The 19,483-nt window shown below is 70.0% G+C and carries 17 protein-coding genes; 12 read left to right on the top strand and 5 right to left on the bottom strand.

All coding sequences use genetic code 11. The features are described from left to right. The first annotated feature begins 28 nt into the window (after window positions 1–28). Both DL990_RS23610 and DL990_RS23615 read left to right on the top strand, forming a co-directional pair. The gene (locus DL990_RS23610) at window positions 29–874 is read left to right on the top strand and encodes an LLM class F420-dependent oxidoreductase (protein WP_125799910.1); all 846 of its coding nucleotides are present in this window, start codon (window positions 29–31) and stop codon (window positions 872–874) included. Further along, entirely contained in the window at window positions 871–1,860 is a 990-nt protein-coding gene (locus DL990_RS23615) for a TIGR03557 family F420-dependent LLM class oxidoreductase (RefSeq protein ID WP_125799911.1), read from the top strand. Before DL990_RS23610 ends, DL990_RS23615 begins: the two co-directional genes overlap by 4 nt. 72 nt (window positions 1,861–1,932) lie before the next feature. Here DL990_RS23615 and kstR read toward each other — a convergent pair whose 3' ends face one another. Then, entirely contained in the window at window positions 1,933–2,580 is a 648-nt protein-coding gene (kstR, locus tag DL990_RS23620; protein WP_125785524.1) for a cholesterol catabolism transcriptional regulator KstR, read from the bottom strand. 149 nt (window positions 2,581–2,729) lie between these two features. Here kstR and DL990_RS23625 point away from each other — a divergent pair, with 149 nt between their 5' ends. The 3 genes from DL990_RS23625 (at window position 2,730) to DL990_RS23635 (ending at window position 8,871) form a co-directional block, all read left to right on the top strand. After that, a complete protein-coding gene (locus DL990_RS23625) occupies window positions 2,730–4,805 on the top strand; it encodes an acyl-CoA dehydrogenase (RefSeq protein ID WP_125799912.1) in 2,076 nt (691 codons plus the stop codon). A 116-nt stretch (window positions 4,806–4,921) separates the two neighbouring features. Beyond that, window positions 4,922–7,687, top strand: a complete 2,766-nt coding sequence (locus DL990_RS23630; RefSeq protein WP_199746554.1) for a DEAD/DEAH box helicase — start codon at window positions 4,922–4,924, stop codon at window positions 7,685–7,687. Then, window positions 7,687–8,871: an SWIM zinc finger family protein gene (locus DL990_RS23635; RefSeq protein WP_125785479.1), complete on the top strand. Its 1,185-nt coding sequence runs from the start codon at window positions 7,687–7,689 to the stop codon at window positions 8,869–8,871. The genes DL990_RS23630 and DL990_RS23635 overlap by 1 nt, the downstream gene beginning before the upstream one ends. Before the next feature lie 96 nt (window positions 8,872–8,967). Here the strand turns inward: DL990_RS23635 and DL990_RS23640 are convergent, their stop codons facing one another. Beyond that, on the bottom strand, window positions 8,968–10,218 hold the full coding sequence (locus DL990_RS23640) for an alpha/beta hydrolase (protein WP_125799914.1): 1,251 nt from the start codon (window positions 10,216–10,218) through the stop codon (window positions 8,968–8,970). 66 nt (window positions 10,219–10,284) lie between these two features. Between DL990_RS23640 and DL990_RS23645 the strand changes: the two genes are divergently transcribed. From DL990_RS23645 to DL990_RS23675, 7 genes are all read left to right on the top strand, one after another. After that, entirely contained in the window at window positions 10,285–11,676 is a 1,392-nt protein-coding gene (locus tag DL990_RS23645; protein WP_125799915.1) for a wax ester/triacylglycerol synthase family O-acyltransferase, read from the top strand. Window positions 11,677–11,764: 88 nt separating this feature from the next. Next, complete coding sequence (locus DL990_RS23650) at window positions 11,765–12,829, top strand: acyl-CoA dehydrogenase family protein (protein ID WP_125799916.1); 1,065 nt, start codon at window positions 11,765–11,767, stop codon at window positions 12,827–12,829. Between the two features lie 4 nt (window positions 12,830–12,833). Beyond that, window positions 12,834–14,006 carry an acyl-CoA dehydrogenase family protein gene (locus DL990_RS23655; protein WP_125785483.1) on the top strand — a complete coding sequence of 391 codons (1,173 nt, stop codon included), beginning with the start codon at window positions 12,834–12,836 and terminating at the stop codon, window positions 14,004–14,006. Continuing rightward, a complete protein-coding gene (locus DL990_RS23660; RefSeq protein ID WP_125799917.1) occupies window positions 14,003–14,917 on the top strand; it encodes a bifunctional MaoC family dehydratase N-terminal/OB-fold nucleic acid binding domain-containing protein in 915 nt (304 codons plus the stop codon). Before DL990_RS23655 ends, DL990_RS23660 begins: the two co-directional genes overlap by 4 nt. Then, on the top strand, window positions 14,914–15,309 hold the full coding sequence (locus DL990_RS23665; RefSeq protein ID WP_125799918.1) for a MaoC family dehydratase: 396 nt from the start codon (window positions 14,914–14,916) through the stop codon (window positions 15,307–15,309). The genes DL990_RS23660 and DL990_RS23665 overlap by 4 nt, the downstream gene beginning before the upstream one ends. Then, complete coding sequence (locus tag DL990_RS23670; RefSeq protein WP_125799919.1) at window positions 15,309–16,478, top strand: lipid-transfer protein; 1,170 nt, start codon at window positions 15,309–15,311, stop codon at window positions 16,476–16,478. The genes DL990_RS23665 and DL990_RS23670 overlap by 1 nt, the downstream gene beginning before the upstream one ends. Before the next feature lie 75 nt (window positions 16,479–16,553). Beyond that, window positions 16,554–17,117, top strand: a complete 564-nt coding sequence (locus DL990_RS23675; RefSeq protein ID WP_125799920.1) for a DUF5134 domain-containing protein — start codon at window positions 16,554–16,556, stop codon at window positions 17,115–17,117. A 49-nt stretch (window positions 17,118–17,166) separates the two neighbouring features. Here DL990_RS23675 and DL990_RS23680 read toward each other — a convergent pair whose 3' ends face one another. The 3 genes from DL990_RS23680 to DL990_RS23690 form a co-directional block, all read right to left on the bottom strand. Continuing rightward, a complete protein-coding gene (locus DL990_RS23680; protein ID WP_125785525.1) occupies window positions 17,167–17,625 on the bottom strand; it encodes a riboflavin kinase in 459 nt (152 codons plus the stop codon). Between the two features lie 181 nt (window positions 17,626–17,806). Then, on the bottom strand, window positions 17,807–18,556 hold the full coding sequence (locus tag DL990_RS23685; protein ID WP_125799949.1) for a methyltransferase domain-containing protein: 750 nt from the start codon (window positions 18,554–18,556) through the stop codon (window positions 17,807–17,809). Window positions 18,557–18,608: 52 nt separating this feature from the next. After that, window positions 18,609–19,472: a MaoC/PaaZ C-terminal domain-containing protein gene (locus DL990_RS23690; protein ID WP_125799921.1), complete on the bottom strand. Its 864-nt coding sequence runs from the start codon at window positions 19,470–19,472 to the stop codon at window positions 18,609–18,611. Window positions 19,473–19,483 lie beyond the last annotated feature (11 nt).

Genomic DNA, 19,483 nt, shown 5'->3' on the forward strand with positions numbered 1-19,483 from the left:
GCGGCGCGTGTTCGGGTAGTTGCTGAACATGGAGATCGGAATCGCCACCTTCATCACCGATGAAGGCATCAGGCCGGACGTCCTCGGCGCGGCCGTCGAAGAGCGCGGGTTCAGCTCGCTCCACATCGCGGAGCATTCCCACATCCCGGTCAGCCGTGAATCGCCGTATCCGGGCGGTGGCGAGCTGCCGCGCGTGTACTACCGGACCCTGGACCCGTTCGTCGCGCTGACGGCGGCGGCCGGGGCCACGTCGAACCTGAAACTCGGGACGGGCGTCGCGTTGCTGCAGCAGCGCGACGTCATCCACACGGCGAAAGAGGTCGCTTCGCTCGACCTGGTTTCGCGAGGCCGGTTCGTCTTCGGGGTCGGCGTCGGCTGGAACCGGGAGGAAATGCGCAATCACGGCACGGATCCGCGCACCCGGGGTGTGCTCGTGGACGAGCAACTGGCCGCGCTGAAGGAGATCTGGACCAAGGACGAGGCCGAGTTCCACGGCGAGTTCGTCGACTTCGACCCGATCTTCGCGTGGCCCAAGCCGGTGCAGAAGCCGCATCCGCCGATCTACATCGGTGGCGCGGGGGAGAAGGCGATGCAGCGGATCGCCAAGTACGGCGACGGCTGGCTGCCGCACGCCCACACCCCGCCGGAGGAGCTTCGCCGGGCTCGTCAGTGGCTGGCCGACCAGGGCCGTGGTGACCTCAAGTTCTCGGCCTTCGGCGCCACCCCGGAGGAGGACGCGCTGGGCAGGCTGGTCGACGGTGGCGTCGACGAGGCCACGCTCTTCCTGCCGACAGAGCCCGAAGCGGCGACACTGGAACGACTCGACCAGTACGCGAAGGTCGCCGAGAGCTTTCGAAAGGGGCAGCAGGCGTGACTGAGGTACAAATCGGCTTGGCCGCGGCACTCGAGCAGTTTTCGCCGCGCGAGTCGATCCGGCTGGCGGCGTTGGCCGAGCAGCACGGATTCTCTGGCCAGATGGCCGCCGACCACTTCCAGCCGTGGGTCCCTCAACAGGGTGAAGCATCCTTCGTGTGGAGTGTGCTCGCGTCGTTGGCGGAGAACACCACCGGTGACCTCGGGCCGGGTGTGACCTGCCCGTCGTTCCGGTTGCATCCGTCGATGGTCGCGCAGGCCGCGGCGACGCTGGAGGCGACGTATCCGGGGCGGACCTGGCTTGGTATCGGGTCTGGTGAGGCGCTCAACGAGCATGTCATCGGCGGTTACTGGCCGGAGGCGCCCGAGCGGGTGCGGCGGATGTTCGAGGCGCTTGAGGTCATCCGGAAGTTGTTCACCGGCAAGGACGTCAAGCATAGTGGCGAGTTCTTCAAGTTGCACACGACCCGGCTGTGGACGTTGCCGGATGAGCCGCCGCCGATCTATATCGCGTCGGCGGGTCCGTATACCTCGCGTAAGACCGGTGAGCTCGCGGACGGGCTGATCACGCCGGGCGCGTCGATCGAGAAGCTGGCGGGGATCCTCGACAACTTCGGTACCGGCGCGCGGAAGGCGGGCAAGGATCCGGACGCGATGCCGAAGCTGCTGCAGGTGCATTTGTCGTGGGCCGAGGACGACGAGACGGCGTGGGCCAACGCGATGGACCAATGGCCCAACGGTGGCATGAAGTTCCCGAAGGCCGACATCCGCTCGCCGTTCGATTTCGCGCAGATGGCGAAGCTGGTGCGGCGTGAGGATTTCGAGGGGCGCATGGTCGTCTCGTCCGATCCGGACGTGCATCGCGCGGCGCTGCAGAAGTACGTCGACGCCGGCTTCAACCGGATCTACATCCACAACGTGGGCCGGAACCAGGACGAGTTCATCGAGACCTTCGGGCGGGACGTGCTGCCGAAGCTGACCGCCTGACGCGCGCCATGAAAGGTCCTTTCCTTGCAAATTTCGCAAGGAAAGGACCTTTCATGGCATGAGTGGGCAGGGTCAGACGTTCTTGTCCAGCAGCAGGTGCACCGACAGCTCCAGCCGGTTCGCGACGTCGGCCGCCGAAGCGCGCCGCGTCACCCACGCGACCAGGTTCGCCATCCAGACGTCGGCGATGACGTGGAAGATGTCACGGTCGGCCTCGGTCGGGTCCTCGATGCCCATGGCCTTGGCGAACATGTTCTCCATCAGCCGTCCGACCTGTTCGACCTCGGCGGCCGCGGTCGTGTCGGCGAACATGAACGCGCGGACCATGGCCTCGGTCAGGTGCGGGTCCCGCTGCATCAGCCGGGTGTTGCGGCCGAGGACGAACATCAGCCGCTCGCTCGAGGTTTCGCCGGGGATGGCCGCGCGGTCGAGTTTCTCCTGCGCGCGTTCGAATTCCCTGGCCAGCCCGGAAACCAGCAGGTGGATCTTCGACGGGAAATAGCGGTACAGCGTGCCGAGTGCGACGTCCGCCTTCTCGGCGACCGCCCGCATCTGGACCGCGTCGTACCCGCCTTTCGCGGCGAGGGTCAGGGTCGCGTCGATGATGCGGCGCCGCCGGTCGCGTTGCGCCGCGGAGCCCAGTTCCTCGCCGCCCAGCGCGGAGAGACCGTTGCCGCTTCGCGCCTTCGCGCTCGTGGGTGCCTTGGCCTTCCCTGGCATCGCCACGTCCCCCTTCATCGAACGGAACTTGTTCCACTTTCCCCGCGTAGCGTACCTAAGCGGACGAACTGTTCAAGACGTGACCCACTGGGCAAGAAACTGTAACACGTTCTACACTCGCGGGTAGGTCCGAGCAGGAGGTCTCACCCGTGTCGATCGCGCTCACCGAGGAACAGGCGGCGCTGGCCGCGTCGATCCGGGCCTGGGCGGCTTCCGCCCGCCCCGTCGACGCCGTCCGCAATGGCCGGATCACCGAGCCGCCACCAGGACTGGCGGAACTCGGCCTGTTCGGCGTGGCGATTCCCGAAGACGTCGGCGGCGCCGGAGGTACGGTCGCCGACCTGGCCGCAGGGCTCGCCGAAGCAGCCGAAGCACTCGTGCCAGGACCTGTCCTCGGGACGGCGTTGGGCGGCGCGCTGCTCGCGACGGTTCCCCAAGCCGCCAAGGAGATCCTGCCCGGTCTCGCGGACGGGACCGAACGGATGGCGGTGGTGCTGGGCCGGGGTTTCCGCATCTCGGGTCCGGTCGTCGACGGCGAGTCGGGGCCGGCTCTCGACGTTCACCCGTCGGCATGGACGCTGGTCTCCGACGGGGGCGTCTCCGCGCTCATTCCACCCGGGACGTCCGGAATGGACATCGACCACTGCGAGCCCTTCGACGTGTCCCGGCCCGTCGGCCGTATCCGATGCGCGAAGGTCCGGCCCGAAGCGGTTTTCGAGGCTCTGCCGGTGGATTCCTACGCCGCCACTCTCGGTGCCGCCGAAGCCGCGGGGATCGCCCGATGGTGTCTTCGGACCGCCGTCGAGTACGCGAAGGTGCGAGAGCAGTTCGGCCGTCCCATCGGGTCGTTCCAGGCGATCAAGCATCTGTGCGCGGAAATGCTGTGCCGGGCCGAAGCCACCGACGCGCTCGCGTGGGACGCGGCGAGGGCGGCCGAAGACCCGGCGCAGCACACCCTCGCGGCCGCCACGGCGGCGGCCTACGCGCTCGACGCGGCCGTGGCCAACGCGAAAGACTGCATCCAGGTCCTCGGCGGCATCGGCTTCACCTGGGAGCATGACGCGCACTTCTACCTGCGGCGCGCCGTGGCACTGCGGCAATGGCTGGGCGGTTCCGCCCGCTGGCGACGTCGTGCCGCCGAACTCGCGCTGCGCGGCGACCGCCGGACGTTGAGTATCGACGTCGGCGAAGACACCGGACTTCGTGACCTGGTAGGCGAAATCGCCGCTTCACCCGAGCAGGCAAGACGCGTCGCGCTGGCCGATTCGGGACTGCTGGCCCCGCATTGGCCCGCGCCATACGGCAGAGGCGCGACCGCCGCCGAGCAACTGCGGATCGACGCAGCCCTCGCCGACGCGGGCATCCGCCGTCCCGATCTGGTCATCGGCGCCTGGGCGGTCCCGACACTGCTGGAACACGGCTCCGAGGAACAGCGCGAACGGTTCGCCGCGCCCACTTTGCGCGGCGAGATCACCTGGTGCCAGCTGTTCAGCGAGCCCGAGGCGGGCTCGGATCTCGCGTCGCTCCGCACGACGGCCCGCCGTGTCGACGGCGGCTGGCTGCTCAACGGCCAGAAGGTGTGGACCTCGCTCGCGCGCGAAGCCGACTGGGCGATCTGCCTGGCGCGCACCGACCCGGAAGCCCCGAAACACAAGGGGATCACCTACTTCCTCGTCGACATGACCGCGGGCGGGATCAGTACGCGTCCGCTGCGCGAGATCACCGGCGACGCCGTCTTCAACGAGGTGTTCCTCGACGACGTCTTCGTCCCGGACGACATGGTGGTCGGGGAGGTCGACGGCGGCTGGCGGCTCGCGCGGACGACGCTGGCGAACGAACGGGTGGCCCTCGGGAGCGGATCCGCGGTGGGGGAGGGTGTCGAAAATCTGCTCGCCACGCTGGGCGACGACGCCGATCGGGAGCGGCTCGGTGCGCTGATCGCCGACGGCAGCGCGTGTTCGGTCCTGGACCTGCGGGCGACGCTGCGGCGGCTCGACGGCCAGGATCCGGGCGCCGAGTCGAGCGTGCGCAAACTGCTGGGAGTGCGGCATCGGCAGGCGGTGGCGGAGTTCGCGCTGGAGGCGTTGGCGGAGAACGCGCTCGTCGCCGGTGACCCCGCGCAGCACGAGTTCCTGCTGACGCGGTGCCTCAGTATCGCGGGCGGTACGACGCAGGTGCTGCTGTCGCTGACGGCCGAGCGGTTGCTGGGGCTGCCTCGGTCCTGAAAGTTCCTGTCACGGCACTTTGTCGTGCTGTGAACGGTCCGTTCCTGGCAAAATTTGCAAGGAACGGACCGTTCACAGCACCCGCCGCAGGCCGGCTGTCGGTCCCGTGCTCTAACGTGCGGGTCGTGGAGTTCGACACAGGAACCCAAGCCACCTTCGTCCCCTCGGATCCCCCGCGGGACGGCGTGCTGGCGCTCTGGGGAGACGGCGTAGCGGGTGACACCGCGATCGAACTCGTGCTGCCGGTGGGGAAGGTCTTCCGGCGCACGAAGGTCGACGCGGCACTCGTCCCGTTGTCACGCGCGATTCCGCGACTCCTGACCGCCGAGGGAGACCTGAGCGCGGCCATCGCCGCGTGGTCGGCCGTCGCCGAAGCCGGGGTGAACCTCATCGCCCGCGGGAGGTTGCTGCCCGCGGCCTCACCCGGCGGGGTGGATTCGTGGCGGGTCGGCCCGCTCGACGTCGCCGACGAGGAGATGTTGCGCGGGCTCGCCGCCGCGCTGCCTCCCGAGGCGCACGCGCTGCCGTTGTCCGGGCTGAAACGGATCCGGCTGCATTCGCCGGAGTCGTTGATCCGCGCGTTCTGGGACGCCACGGCGGATGTGCTGGTCCGCACGCCCGCCGCGAGTGTCGCGGCGGGTGGGCCCGCGTTCGCTTCGGCCGAGCCGACGCTGGTCGGTCCGGACGGTGCCGCGTGGCTCGCGGAGCTGAGTGCCCGGCAGGCGCAGGGCGCGCATCTCGTCCTGCGCATGGAGGTGAACGAGCCCGAGAGCCCCGAGGAAGAGCCCACGTTCGCCGCGGTCCTCGCCGTGCGGAGCGCCGCAGACCCGAGCCTGATCGTCGAGGCGGCGACGCTCTGGGACGCGCCCGAAGCGGTGCTGGAACGGATGGGTGAGCAGGTCGAGACCCAGTTGCTGCTCGGCCTGCGCCGGGGCGCCAGGGCATGGGCGCCGCTCGGCCGCATGCTCCGGTCCGCCGCGCCGACCGGGCTGATGCTGGAGTACGACGAGGTCGTCGACCTGCTGACCCACGGGGACGCGGCGCTGGGCGGCGCCGGCATCGAGGTGCAATGGCCGAAGGATCTCTTCGCGGGCGAGCTCAAGGCGAAGGCGAGCGCGACCCAGGTCCCGGGCAGTGTCACCGGGCCCGAGTTCACGCTCAAGAGTCTCCTGCAGTTCCGCTGGCGGCTGAGCCTCGGCGACGAGGACCTCACCGACGCCGAGGTCACCGCGCTCGCGGAGGCGAAACGGCCCTTGGTGCGGCTGCGGGGCAAATGGGTCAAGGTCGACGCACGCCTGATCGCGAAGGTGCGCGCCCATCGCGCGAAAAAGCTGTCCGGGGCCGAGGCACTGGTCGCGGCGCTCACCGGCGAACTGGAACTGGACGGCGAGAAAGTCGAGTTCACCGCTCCGTCGGCGCTCACCGGGCTGCTCCAGCGAATCCGTGACAGCGCCGCGGAACCGATCGAGCAACCCGCGGACCTGAAGGCCACCCTGCGGCCGTATCAAAAGGCGGGCCTGGCGTGGCTGTCGACGATGACCGGGCTGGGCCTCGGCGCCTGCCTGGCCGACGACATGGGGCTCGGCAAGACGATCCAGCTCATCTCCCTGCATCTGCACCGCCGCCCGCGCGGGGAAGGTCCCACGCTCGTCCTGTGCCCGACGTCGTTGCTCGGCAACTGGGAACGCGAGTTCGCCCGGTTCGCGCCGCATATCCCGGTGCGCCGGTTCCACGGCGGCGGACGGCATCTCGACGAGGTCGCGCCGGACGAGGTCGTGCTCGCCACGTACGGCGTTCTTCGCCGGGATCGCGAGACACTGTCCGAAGTGGACTGGGGGATGATCGCCGCGGACGAGGCGCAACACGTCAAGAACCCGCTTTCGGTCACCGCCAAGGAATTGCGGAAGATCCCGGCCGCCGCGAAGGTCGCGCTGACCGGCACGCCGATGGAGAACCGGCTCACCGAGCTGTGGTCCATCATGGACTGGACGACACCGGGTCTGCTCGGCTCGCTCGACGGGTTCCGCCGCAAGGTCGCCCGCCCGATCGAACGCGACCGTGACGTCGCCGCCACCGAGCGGCTCGCCACGACCGTCCGGCCGTTCCTGTTGCGCCGCAAGAAGACCGACCCGGACATCGCGCCCGAACTGCCGCGCAAGACCGAGACCGACCGGTTCGTCCCGCTCACCGCCGAGCAGACGACGCTGTACGAGGCCGTGGTGCGGGAGAACCTCGCGATGATCCGCGAGCTGGACGGGGTGGCCCGGCGCGGGCAGGTGCTCAAACTGCTCACCGAGCTCAAGCAGATCTGCAACCACCCGGCGCAGTACCTCAAGGAACCCGGGGTGCTGCACGGCCGGTCCGGCAAGCTCGCCGCGTTCGAGGAGTTGCTCGACGTCATCCTCGACGAGGGTGACAGCGTGCTCGTGTTCAGCCAGTACGTCCAGTTGTGCCGCCTGCTGGAGAAACGCCTTGCCGAACGCGGGCTGCCGACGATGCTGCTGTCCGGGTCGAGCACGCCCAAGGTCCGGGAGGACATGGTCGCCCGGTTCCAGGCGGGCGAGGTGCCGGTGTTCCTGTTGTCGCTCAAGGCGGGCGGGGTCGGGCTCAACCTGACCAAGGCGACCCACGTGATCCACTACGACCGCTGGTGGAATCCGGCGGTCGAGGACCAGGCCACCGACCGCGCGTACCGGATCGGGCAGGACAGGCCGGTCCAGGTGCACCGGCTGATCGCCGAGGGCACGCTCGAAGAGCGCATCGCCACGGTGCTGGAGACCAAACGCGGGCTGGCCGACGCGGTCATCGGCGCGGGCGAGAACTGGATCACCGAACTGTCCGACGACGAACTCGCCGACCTCGTCCGCCTCGGGGAGACCTGATGCCCAGCGCGACAGGGCGGAAGCGGCGCACCTTCGGCAACACGTGGTGGGGCAAGGCTTGGGTCGAAGCCCTGGAGGAGCGCGCCAAGCTCGATCCGAACAGGCTGCCGCGCGGGCGCACGTACGCGCGCAAAGGCACGGTCAGCAAACTCGCGGTCGGCGCCGGCGAGGTGACCGCGTGGGTACAGGGCAGCCGGGCGGTGCCGTACCGGGTGACCATCCGCATGCGGGCGTTCACCGAGGCGCAGTGGGAGAGCCTGCTCCGCATGGTCGGTTCCCGTCTCGGGCACGTCGCGGCCCTCCTCGACGGCGAACTGCCCGGCGAGCTGGCCGAGGACGCGCGGGCCGCCGGCGCGGATCTGCTCCCTGGCCCCGGCGATCTGCGGCCGAAATGCTCCTGTCCCGACAGCGCGAACCCGTGCAAACATGTCGCCGCGGTGTACTACCTGGTCGCGGACGAGGTCGATGTCGATCCGTTCGTGCTGTTCCTGCTCAGAGGTAGGCCGAGGGAGGCCGTGCTCGCGGAACTGCGGTCCCGCCGTGCTCCCGCGAGCGAGCCGGGTAAACGGATGCGTGCCCCCGCCGCACCCGGGGTGGATCCGAAACGTGCCTATACCCGGCGGATCGCCGCGCTCCCGCCGCGACCGGCCGTTCCCGGCACGGTCGGACCGCCCGCGGTCCTCGACCTCGATCCGCCGCACCGCACGGGCTGGAGCGGCGACATGTTCGTCGAACTGGCCGCGGATGCCGCCGCGCGGGCCTGGGAACTGCTGGTGATGGGGCCCGAACGCGAAGTGGAGCTGTCATTCGAGGAGGACCTCGCCCGGCGCGCGGCGCCCGGCGATCCTCACGTGGTCGCCGAGCTCGCCGAGGCTGCGGGAGTCCCGGTGCGGGATCTGGCCGTCTGGGCGCAGGCCTGGCGCGAGGCGGGCCGGGGCGGGATGGCGGTGGTGCGGGAGCCCTGGCGGCCGGGGCAGGCGCCGCTCGCGCAGGCCACAGCGGATCTCGCGGAATCGGGGTTGCCGGGAAAGCCGAAGACCTGGCGGAACCGGATCACCCAGGGTGACTTGCAGCTGCGCTACGGCCGTGACGAACGGTGGTACCGCTTCGTGCGCGACGGCGAGGGCTGGCGGGTCGACGGCCCGCCGTCCACGCGGCCGACGGATGTGATCTACCCGCCCTGACCGCGAGCCACCTGGACAGACTTTGGGGCGGGGTGGTCGTGTGTGCCGAGTCCGTGAAGGACTCCTTGAGGGACCCAGAGTCCCTCAAGGAGTCCTTCACGGACAGGGCCCGCTGGACCGCCGCCAGGTGCGGTAGCTCCACTCCAGGAACCGCTCCACCCCGCGGACCACGTGCGCGCTGCGGATCGAGGGGAAGACGTCGAAGGCGTGCTGCGCGCCCGAGATCTCCGCGTACGCGACTTCACGCTGGGACTTCTCCCGGAGACGCCGCACGAATTCGCGGGCCTCGCCCACCGGCACCAGCGAGTCGTGGACGCCGTGGATGACGAAGAACGGCGGCGCGTCCTCGGTGATGCGGTCCAGCGGTGACGCCGCGATGTAGTCGTCGAGGTAGTTCACCGGGTCCCGGTCCGCCTCGAAGACGTGCCGGGCGATCAGCGTCTTGAGCCGGGTCTGGCTGGAGCGCCGCCCGCTGGTCGCGGCGAAGTCGTACACGCCGTAGTGCGGGGCGCACGCCTGGATGCTCGTGTCGGCCTCGGCGAAGCCGGGCTGCAACGCGGGATCGTTCGCGGTCAGTGCCAGCAGCGCGGCGAGATGCCCGCCCGCGGAACCGCCGGTGACGGCGACGAACGACGGGTCGCCGCCGTAGGACTCGGCGTTGTCCCGGATCCAGGCCAGCGCGCGTTTCGCCGCGACGATATGCGCGGGCCAGCGGGCGGCGGGGGAGAGCGGGTAGTTGATCGCGACGCAGATCCAGCCGCGTTTGGCCATGTGCAGCATCAACGGCAGGCCCTGCTGGTCCTTGTTGCCGATCACCCACGCGCCGCCGTGCACCTGCAGCAGGATCGGCGCGCCGGTGACCGGTTCGCGCGGGGCGTAGACGTCGAGCAGGAACCGCTTCCCGCCGGGCGCGTAGGCGACGTCGCGGGTCCGCCGGACGTCCGGGTCGCGCATCCGGAACGGCATGGCCAGCTGTCCCCACGGTGTCGCGAGGTCGGTCGGGCTCGGCGGATGCTCGAGTTCGTCGGTGTAGGCCGTGCCGATGCCTTCGGTCAGCGCGGTTTCGATCTCGCCCCGGGCTCGCTGGGACTGCGCGATCAGCGTGCCGAGCCCGGCCGCCGACGCTGCCGCGAGCGCGAGTCCGGCCTTGCTCGAACCGCCCCGGTGCCGGGCGACATGCGCCGCCGCGTCGGCCGCGGTGAGCGCGAGCAGATGCGGGGCGAGCTCCCCGGTGAGCCAGCCCGCGAAGAACGCCGGAACCGCCGTCCTGGCACCTCTCGGCGGCTTCAGCGCGTTCGCGGTGAGCGCGAGCTGGAGTGCCTGGCGGACGACGAAACTCGGCTGCATGGGCACCGATCCTACCGCCGGGTGACAGCCTAGAACCGGTTGCAAAGTTCACTTAAGGTGATTCTTATGCGGAGATTGAGTGGTCTGGACGCGAGTTTCCTCTACTTGGAGACACCGGCCCAGGTGCTGCACGTGTGCGGACTGCTCACCTTGGACGGTTCGACCATGCCCGGTGGCTACGATTTCGAACGCTTCAAGGAGAGACTGGCCGAACGGGTCGACCTGATCCCGGCGTTCCGGCGCAAATTGCACAATCCACTCTGGAATCTGACGCATCCGGTCTGGGTCGAGGACGAGGACTTCGACCTCGAAGCCCACGTTCACCGGATCGGCGTACCCGCTCCCGGAGACCGGCGGGAGCTGGCCGAACTCTGCGCCCACATCGCGGGACAACGACTCGACCGCGCGCAGCCGCTCTGGCAGTTGTACGTGATCGAAGGCCTGGCGGACGGCGGGATCGCGGTCTTGCTGAAGATGCACCACGCCAGTGTCGACGGGGTCGGCGGCGCCAGCCTGATCACTTCTCTCGCCGGCCTCGAAGCGGACGCCCCGCCGCCGGAGGTCGCGTACGACGAACGCCGCAACGGAGACGTTCCCGGCAGGCGCGCGCTGCTCGGTGCCGGGCTGACGTCGTTCGTGAAACGCCCCGCCGAGCTGGTGAAACTGCTCCCCGACCTGCTTGAGCTCGTCCCGAGCTGGCTGGGTAAAGCGTTGCAGGGCAAGGGAATGCCGGTCCCGTTCACCGCGCCGCGCACGTCGTTCAACGGGACGATCACCGCGCATCGCAGCGTCGCCTACGCCTCTCTCGACCTCGACGAGGTCAAACGGGTCAAGAACGCCTTCGGGGTGACCGTCAACGACGTCGTCCTCGCCGTGGTTTCCGGTGCGCTGCGGCGGTTCCTGCGAGACCGGGGCGAACTGCCGGAAGATCCGCTGGTGGCGACCGTGCCGGTCTCCGTGCACGCCCGCACCGAACGCGAGCACGGCACCAACAAGGTCTCGGCGTTCTTCGCGTCGCTGCCCACCCATCTGGAGGATCCCGCCGCGCGGGTGTTCATGCTCGCGGAGTCGAACCGGCACTCGAAGGACCATCACCACGACATCGACGCCGACATGCTCCAGGACTGGGCGCAGTTCTCGGCGGCGACCATGTTCGGCCTCGCGGTGCGCGCGTATTCCGCGCTGCGCCTGGCCGAACGGCATCCGGTGGTGCACAACCTGGTGGTCTCCAATGTGCCCGGTCCGCCGATGCCGCTGTACCTGCTGGGCTGCCGGATCACCGGGCTCTACCCGCTCGGCCCGGTGTTCCACGGCGCCGGGCTCAACGTCACCGTGCTGTCCAACGCGGGCCGGGTCGACGTCGGTCTGCTCGGCGCGCGCGAACTCACCGGTGACCTGTGGCCGCTCGCCGACCACTTCCCCGACGCGCTCGCGGAACTGCTGAAAGCCATCTCCTAGATCCGCACCCCTTGCCGTCACGCCTCCTTCCGGTTAAGACTAGAACAGGTTTCAATATTGTGCCCGTTCGCCCCGGTGAGGAGCCAGTGTGGACTTCCAGTTCGACGAGACGCAGACCGAGGTCACCGCGCTGGCCGCGCGCGTGCTCGGCAAGGATCGCGAGCCCGCCGACACGTGGCGCGCGCTCGCGGACGCCGGTCTGCTCGCGCTGGCGCTGCCTGCCGAACTCGGCGGTGACGGACTCGGCGTCGCCGAAGTCGCCTTGGTGCTGACCGAACTCGGCCGGGTCGCCTCGCCGACGCCCGCGCTGGCGTCGCTGGCGTTCGGTGTCCTGCCGGTCACGGCGCTCGGCGGCCCGGACCAGCGCGCGTCGCTGCTCCCGCCGGTCGCCGCGGGCGAAGCCGTGCTCACCGCTGCGCTGAGCGAACCTTCCGCGCCGTTCACCACCCGGCCCGCGACCGTCGCGGAATCGGCGGGGGACTGGCGGCTGAGCGGGGTCAAGGTCGGCGTGCCGTTCGCCGCGGAGGCGACCCGGATCCTGACGCCTGCCTCGCTGCCCGGCGGCACCGGTGTCTTCCTCGTCGATCCTCACGCGGACGGCGTGACGCTGACGCCGACGAGAACCTCTTCCGGCACACCGGACTACACGATGACGCTGGACGCCGTGACCGTCACCGACGCCGATCTCCTCAACGGGCCCGGGCCCGGCGAGTCGATCGCGACCCTGCACCGGTTCGCGCTCGCGGGTGCCGTGGCGTTCGGCGACGGGTTGCTCGACGGCGCGCTGGCGCTGACCACGAAACACATCGGCGAACGCGAACAGTTCGGGCGCCCGCTGGCGGCGTTCCAGGCGGTGGCGCAACAGATCGCGGACGTCTACGTCGCGTCGAGGACGGTCCAGCTGGCCGCGCGGTCGGCGGTCTGGCGGCTCGCGGCGGGGCTCGACGCCGAGGCGGAACTCGACATCGCGGCGTACTGGCTGGCGGCGGAGGCGCCCGAGGCGCTGGCCGTCTGCCACCACCTGCACGGCGGGATCGGCGTGGACGAAACGTATCCGCTGCACCGGTTCTCGTCGGCGGTCAAGGATCTGGGACGAACGCTCGGCGGCGCCGCTCATCGGCTGGCCGGACTGGGCGAACTGGTGGCGGGGTGAACCGATGCTGATCGAACTGACCGCGGCGCAACACGAATTGCGCTCCGAACTGCGAAAGTACTTCGCCGGGCTCGTGAGTGCCGACGAACGGCGAGCGATGCTGCGGGAGCGGCACGGACCGGTGTACCGCGAGATCGTCCGGCGGATGGGCCGTGACGGCCGGCTCGGCGTCGGCTGGCCGGAACAGTACGGCGGCCGGGGTTTCGGCGAGATCGAGCAGCACATCTTCGTCGACGAGGCCTCCCGGGCCGACGTCCAGCTGCCGTCGGTGACCTTGCAGACCGTCGGGCCGACGTTGCAGGCGTTCGGCACCGAGGCGCAGAAGTCCTTGTTCCTGCCCAAGATCCTCGCGGGCGAGGTGCATTTCGCCATCGGCTACACCGAACCCGACGCGGGAACGGACCTCGCGGCGTTGCGCACGACGGCGGTGCGCGAAGGTGACGAGTACGTCGTCAACGGCCAGAAGATCTTCACCACCGGCGGGCACGATGCCGACTACATCTGGCTCGCCGTGCGGACCGCGCCCGACGCGCCCCGGCACAAGGGGATCTCGATCCTCATCATGGACACCCGCGATCCGGGCTATTCGTGGACGCCGATCATCACCTGCGACGGCGCGCACCACGTGAACGCCACCTACTATTCGGACGTCCGGGTGCCGGCGGACATGCTGGTGGGCAAGGAGAACGAGGGCTGGCGGCTGATCACCACACAGCTGAACCACGAACGCGTCATGCTCGGCCCCGCCGGGCGGATCGGCGGGCTCCACGACCGCGTCCGCGAGTGGGCGGCGGTCAGGAAGGCCCCGGACGGCACGCCGTTGCTCCAGCTGCCCGACGTCCGGGCCGTCCTCGCGGAAACCCTGGCGACCGCCCGGATCAACGAACTGCTGAACTGGCAGGTCGCGGCGTCGTCGGCGACCGGACCGGTGGCGGTGGCCGACGCGTCGGCCACCAAGATCGTCGGCTCCGAACGCATCCAGCGGCTGACCAGGAGACTGGAGGAGATCGTGGCGCGACACGGCGATCAGGCCGACGCCGAAACCGCGGAACTGGCGCAGTGGCTGGACGTGGTGGCCAAACGCAATCTGGTGCTGACCTTCGGCGGCGGTGTCAGCGAGATCCAGCGCGAGCTGATCGCCACCGCCGGACTCGGCCTGCCGAGGGTGCCGCGATGAGCATCCAGGAAGCCGCCGAACGTATCGCCGCGCGTGGGGAATCCGCGCCGAGGGCCGCCCGTGACGCGGTCAACCAGGCGATGGTGAACAACTGGGTCGAAGCCATCGGCGACCGCAATCCGGTGTATTTCGACGAGGAGTTCGCCGCCCGGAGTGTCCACAAGGGACTCGTCGCGCCACCCGCGATGGCGCAGGTGTGGACGATGGGCGGCCTGCACTGGACGAGGGCGTCGGACGATCCGCTCGGCGCGATGATGGAGGTGCTCGACGAAGCCGGGTTCACCTCGGTCGTCGCGACCAACTCCGAGCAGAACTACTTCCGCTACCTCCGGCACGGTGAACGGGTAGAAGCGACCGCGAAACTCGAGAGCGTCGTCGGGCCGAAACGCACCGCGCTCGGCGAAGGCTGGTTCGTGACGACGAAGACCACCTGGTACGTCGGCGACGAGGCCGTCGCGGACATGGTGTTCCGGGTGCTGAAGTTCCGACCGCCGGGCGATGGGCCCGTCAAGGCGGCCGCCCCGGTACTGCGACCGGTGATCAGCAAGGACACCGAGTTCTTCTGGGACGGACTTCGTGAAGGGGAACTGCGGATCCAGCGGTGGGGCGAGACCCTGCGGCATCCGCCCGGCCCGATGCCGCCGGACGGTGATCTCGACGTCAAGCCGGACTACGTCGTCGCGTGCGGCCGCGGAACGGTCTACAGCTACGTGGTGCACCACCATCCGAAGGTTCCCGGCAAGGAGCTGCCGTTCGTGGTCGCGCTCGTCGAGCTGGCGGAAGGCGTCCGGGTGATGGCCGAGCTGCTCGACGCCGATCCCGAGTCCGTCCACATCGGACTCCCGGTGGAGGCCGCCTTCGTGAAGATCGACGAGGAACTGACGTTGCCCGCTTGGAGGGTCGCGCGATGAAGGACTGTTCGGTCGGCACCGAGTTGCCGCCGCTGAAGATCGAGGCCACCCCGACCTTCGTGGTGAGCACCGCGCTGGCGACGCGGGATTTCCAGGACGTCCACCACGATCGCGACGCCGCCGAGCGGCGCGGATCGAAGGACACCTTCCTCAACATCCTCACCGACACCGGCCTGGTGCAACGCTTCGTGACCGACTGGGCGGGCCCGGAGGCGTTCGTGCGGTCGATCAAGATCCGGCTCGGCGTGCCCTGTTACGCCTACGACACCCTGACCTTCACCGGCAGGGTCACGGAACGGGACGGCGACGACGTGGTGGTCGCGGTGTCCGGTGTGGACAGTCTCGGCGAACACGTGGTGGGCACCGTGGCGCTCACGTTGGGAGGCGAGTGATGACCCTGTCCGGACGGGCGGCCATCGCCGGGATCGGCGCCACGGAGTTCTCCAAGGACTCGGGTCGCAGCGAGCTGCGGCTGGCGGCCGAAGCGGTTTCGAGCGCGTTGAAGGACGCCGGGCTCGCGCCGTCCGATGTGGACGGTCTGGTGTCGTTCACCATGGACGGCAACAGCGAGATCGCCGTGGCGCGTGAGCTCGGCATCCCCGAACTCAAGTTCTTCAGCCGGATCCACTACGGCGGCGGGGCGGCGGCCGCGACCGTGCAGCAGGCGGCGATGGCCGTCGCGACCGGCGTCGCGGTCGTCGTCGTCGCGTACCGGGCCTTCAACGAACGGTCCGGGATGCGGTTCGGGCAGGTGTCCTCGGCGGCGGCAGGCCAGGTGAACTCCTCCGGTGTCGACAACGCGTTCCACTACCCGATGGGCATCGCGACCCCGGCCGCGACCGTCGCCATGCTCGCCCGGCGCTACATGCACGAGTACGGCGCGACCAGCGAGGACTTCGGCCGGGTGGCCGTCATCGACCGCGCCCGCGCGGCGACGAACCCGAAGGCCTGGTTCCACGGCAAGCCGATCACGCTCGAAGACCACCAGGCGTCCCGCTGGGTCGCCGAACCGTTGCACCTGCTGGACTGCTGCCAGGAGAGCGACGGTGGCGTCGCGCTCGTGGTCACCAGCGCCGAGCGGGCGCGCGACCTGCCGCACCGGCCCGCCGTGATCGCGGCGGCCGCGCAGGGCAGCGGGCCGGACCAGTACGTGATGACCAGCTACTACCGCGACGACCTCCCGGCGCTGCCCGAAATGGGTGTCGTGGGACGGCAGCTGTGGGCGCAGTCCGGGCTGGGACCCGGCGACATGGACCTCGCTGTGCTGTACGACCACTTCACCCCTTATGTCCTGATGCAGCTGGAAGAACTCGGCTTCTGCGGGAAGGGCGAGGCCAAGGACTTCATCGGCGGCGGCACCCTGGAACTGGACGGGAAACTCCCGCTCAACCCGCACGGCGGACAGCTCGGGGAGGCCTACATCCACGGGATGAACGGGATCGCCGAAGGTGTCCGGCAGCTGCGGGGCGACGCCGTCAACCAGGTCGACGGGGCCGCACGCGTGCTGGTGACCGCCGGCACCGGCGTACCTACGAGCGGATTGGTCTTGACCACGGGCTGAGATCACCTCAATGTCCGATGGTGTACTAGAGCGGTACCTGCGACGGTGAAAGGGACCACCGCCGGAGGAGGTGCCATGTCCGGAATCGTCGCTTGGACACTCACCGCGGTGTTCGCCGCGCTGGTCCTGCCGTGCGTGCTGAGACTCGTCCGACTGGACTACGGCACGCAGGGCGCGGCGATCCGCAACGGTGACCTGGCCGAACTGCTGCTCGTCGTCGCCATGGTCGCGATGCTGTCCCCGGTCGGCGGCCCGATCCCCGCGGCGGGCTGGCAGGCGGTCCTGGCCCTGACCGCGGGCTGGTTCGCCGTCGCGTGGTGGAAGGGACGGCGATCCGGGCACGCCGCGTGCGGGCACCACGCCGTCTCCGCCACCGCGATGCTGTTCATGGTGACGTTCATGCCGCACAGCGACGTCACCCACGGTCCGTGGCTGGTGATGTCCGGCCCCGGCGGCGCTTCGGCGCTGTGGCTTTCGCTGGTCTTCGGTGTCGTGGCCGCGTACTTCGCCGCGGACGCGGTGCGTGCCGGCTTTTCGGCGGCGCGGGGCGACGGCGGCTCCGCCCAGACGTCGCGGCGGGTGTGCCGGGTCGTCATGGGGCTGGGGATGGGTTACATGCTGCTCGGCGCCGCCGTCTGACCGCGCAATCAGTCACCTGCTTGCGCGGTCGGCGAGCGCAACCAGGTGACTAATTGCGGGGGATGCGGCGCACGACCCCCGCCTCGGCGGTGCCCGCGGCCGGCAGGCCGTCGGCAGGGTTGTCCGCGGCCCACTTCGCGGCGTCGGCGATGTCCTTGTTGAGCGCGACGATCAGCGCCTCGGACGACGGGTACGCCTCCTGTTCTCGCAGGTGGTGGCCCAGCCACACGGTCAGCACCTCGCCGTAGAGGTCGCCGCTGAACTCCAGCAGATGCGCCTCGACGAGCCGGTAGCCGTCCGCGCCGTAGTAGGTCGGCCGCCTGCCGACCGAGACCGCCGCCGCGATCCGGGTGCCGTCGGCGCGTTCGGCCCAGCCCGCCCACACTCCGTCGCCGACTTGGCCGTCTTGGTCGCGCAGCGCGATGTTGGCGGTCGGGAAGCCCAGTTCCCGGCCCCGCTGATCGCCCTTCTCCACCTGGCCACGGACCACGAAGTACTCCGCCGTCATGCCGCTCCCCGTCGCAGTCGTCACGAGAGCCATGAATACCACGCCCCGCACCCGGGGTCGACCGCCGTCCACGCCGCGAGAGTGTCCACTGTGTACTGAATCACCTGGAAGAACCCGCGTCCGCGGTCGGCGTCGGCAGGGCGCCGCCTGGTCGTCCAGGCCCCTCGCCGTCCGGCCTCGATCAGGCCGTGACGAGCCGGTATCCCAGGTCCAGTTCCGTCCGGCCGAGCAGGGCGACGTGGTGCCGATGCCAATGTCCGTCGGCGAGATCGGCACGCAGGCGCTCGACCGCCGTCGCGACGACGTTCTGGTCCAGCAGCGCCACCCCGGACATCCCCGCGCGCACGCGTTCGGACAGGTACGCCTCCGGCCTGCGCCAATACGCGCCGAGGAACCCGTCGACGCAGTCCGAGGGCACCGGCAGCGGGTCCACCGTGGGTGTCACGCCCGCCGCGCCCAGCTCCTCGACGACCCGGTCGAGGCAGGCGAGCCTGCTCTCGTGTTCGGCGATCTCCGGCAGGTAGTCCCGCACCAGCCAGAACCGCGCGAACACCGCCTGATCCCAGGTCACGATCACCTGGCGGCGGGACACGCGCCGCAACTCGGCCAGCCCGGCGGTCACCTCCGCCCAGTGGTGCACGGTGAGCACCGCGAGGGCCACGTCGAAGGCGTCGTCGGGGAACGGCAGCTCTTCCGCGCACGCCTGGACGGCGGGGGCCGCGGCGGCCGGACGCTGCGCGATCATCCGCCGCGAGGGCTCGACGGCCACCACGTCGCGGTCTTCCGGCTCGTAGGAACCGGCTCCGGCCCCGACGTTCACCACCGAGCGCGCGTCACCGAGGGCGGCGGTGACGGCGGCGGCGATACGGGGATCCGGGCGTCTTGATCGCGCGTAGTCCCGGCCGAGTTCGGCATACGGGTCCGAGATCAAGGGGCGCACCTGCCCGAGTCTAGCCAGAGCCGCTACCTGCGGGAACGATGATTCAGTCTGTCGTGGTCAAGAAAGTGTCGGAAAGGACGGGTGCTTCGCCCCGATCCGGTGCCGTGGTGGTGATCATCAGCCCGGCGGGCTCGCGCCAGACGCGGGTCCGCAGCGGTTCGCCGGGGAAGACGACGCCGGCGAACTTGGCCGAGAACGACGCGACGCGGGAGGCGTCGCCGTCGAGGAACTCGTCGGTGACGGCCTTCGCGATGACGCCGTAGGTGCACAGGCCGTGCAGGATCGGCTTGTCGAACCCGGCCGCCGCGGCGAACCCGGGGTCGGCGTGCAGGGGGTTGCGGTCGCCGCAGAGCCGGTAGAGCAGCGCCTGCTGCGGCGACGTCGGCGTGTCGATGACCGCGTCCGGTTCGCGCGGCGGGAGTTCGACGCGGTCGGACGGGCCGCGTTCGCCGCCGAAACCCCCTTCGCCACGGGCGAAGATGCTCGACCGGAGTGTCCACAATGGAGTGCCGTCCGAGTCGGTGGCGACCGTCTCGTTCACGATCACGGCCGCCTTGCCCTTGTCGAAGACGTCCACGATCCGCGTGCGCGCCACCGCCTTGCCCGATGTCGGAATCGGCCGGTGCGCGATCACTTCCTGCTTGCCGTGCAACACTTTCCCGAGATCGACCTCGACACCGGGGAACGAGACCGCGGGCGGTTCGAACACGCGCAGGTTCGCCGCCACGGTGGCGAACGTCGGCAGCACCTGGAGGCCGTCCTCGTACGTGTAGCGCAGTTCCCGCGGGCTCGTCGGATCCGCGCCCGCGCCGAGCGCCAGGTGGTAGAGCTGCACGTCCGACGCGGTCCAGGCGAAACTCACCTCGCCGAGGTCGGCGCCGATCGCGACCGAGGGATCGATGGGCACGGGAACTCCTC

This window comes from Amycolatopsis sp. WAC 01416 (assembly GCF_003947485.1).
GTDB lineage: Bacteria > Actinomycetota > Actinomycetes > Mycobacteriales > Pseudonocardiaceae > Amycolatopsis.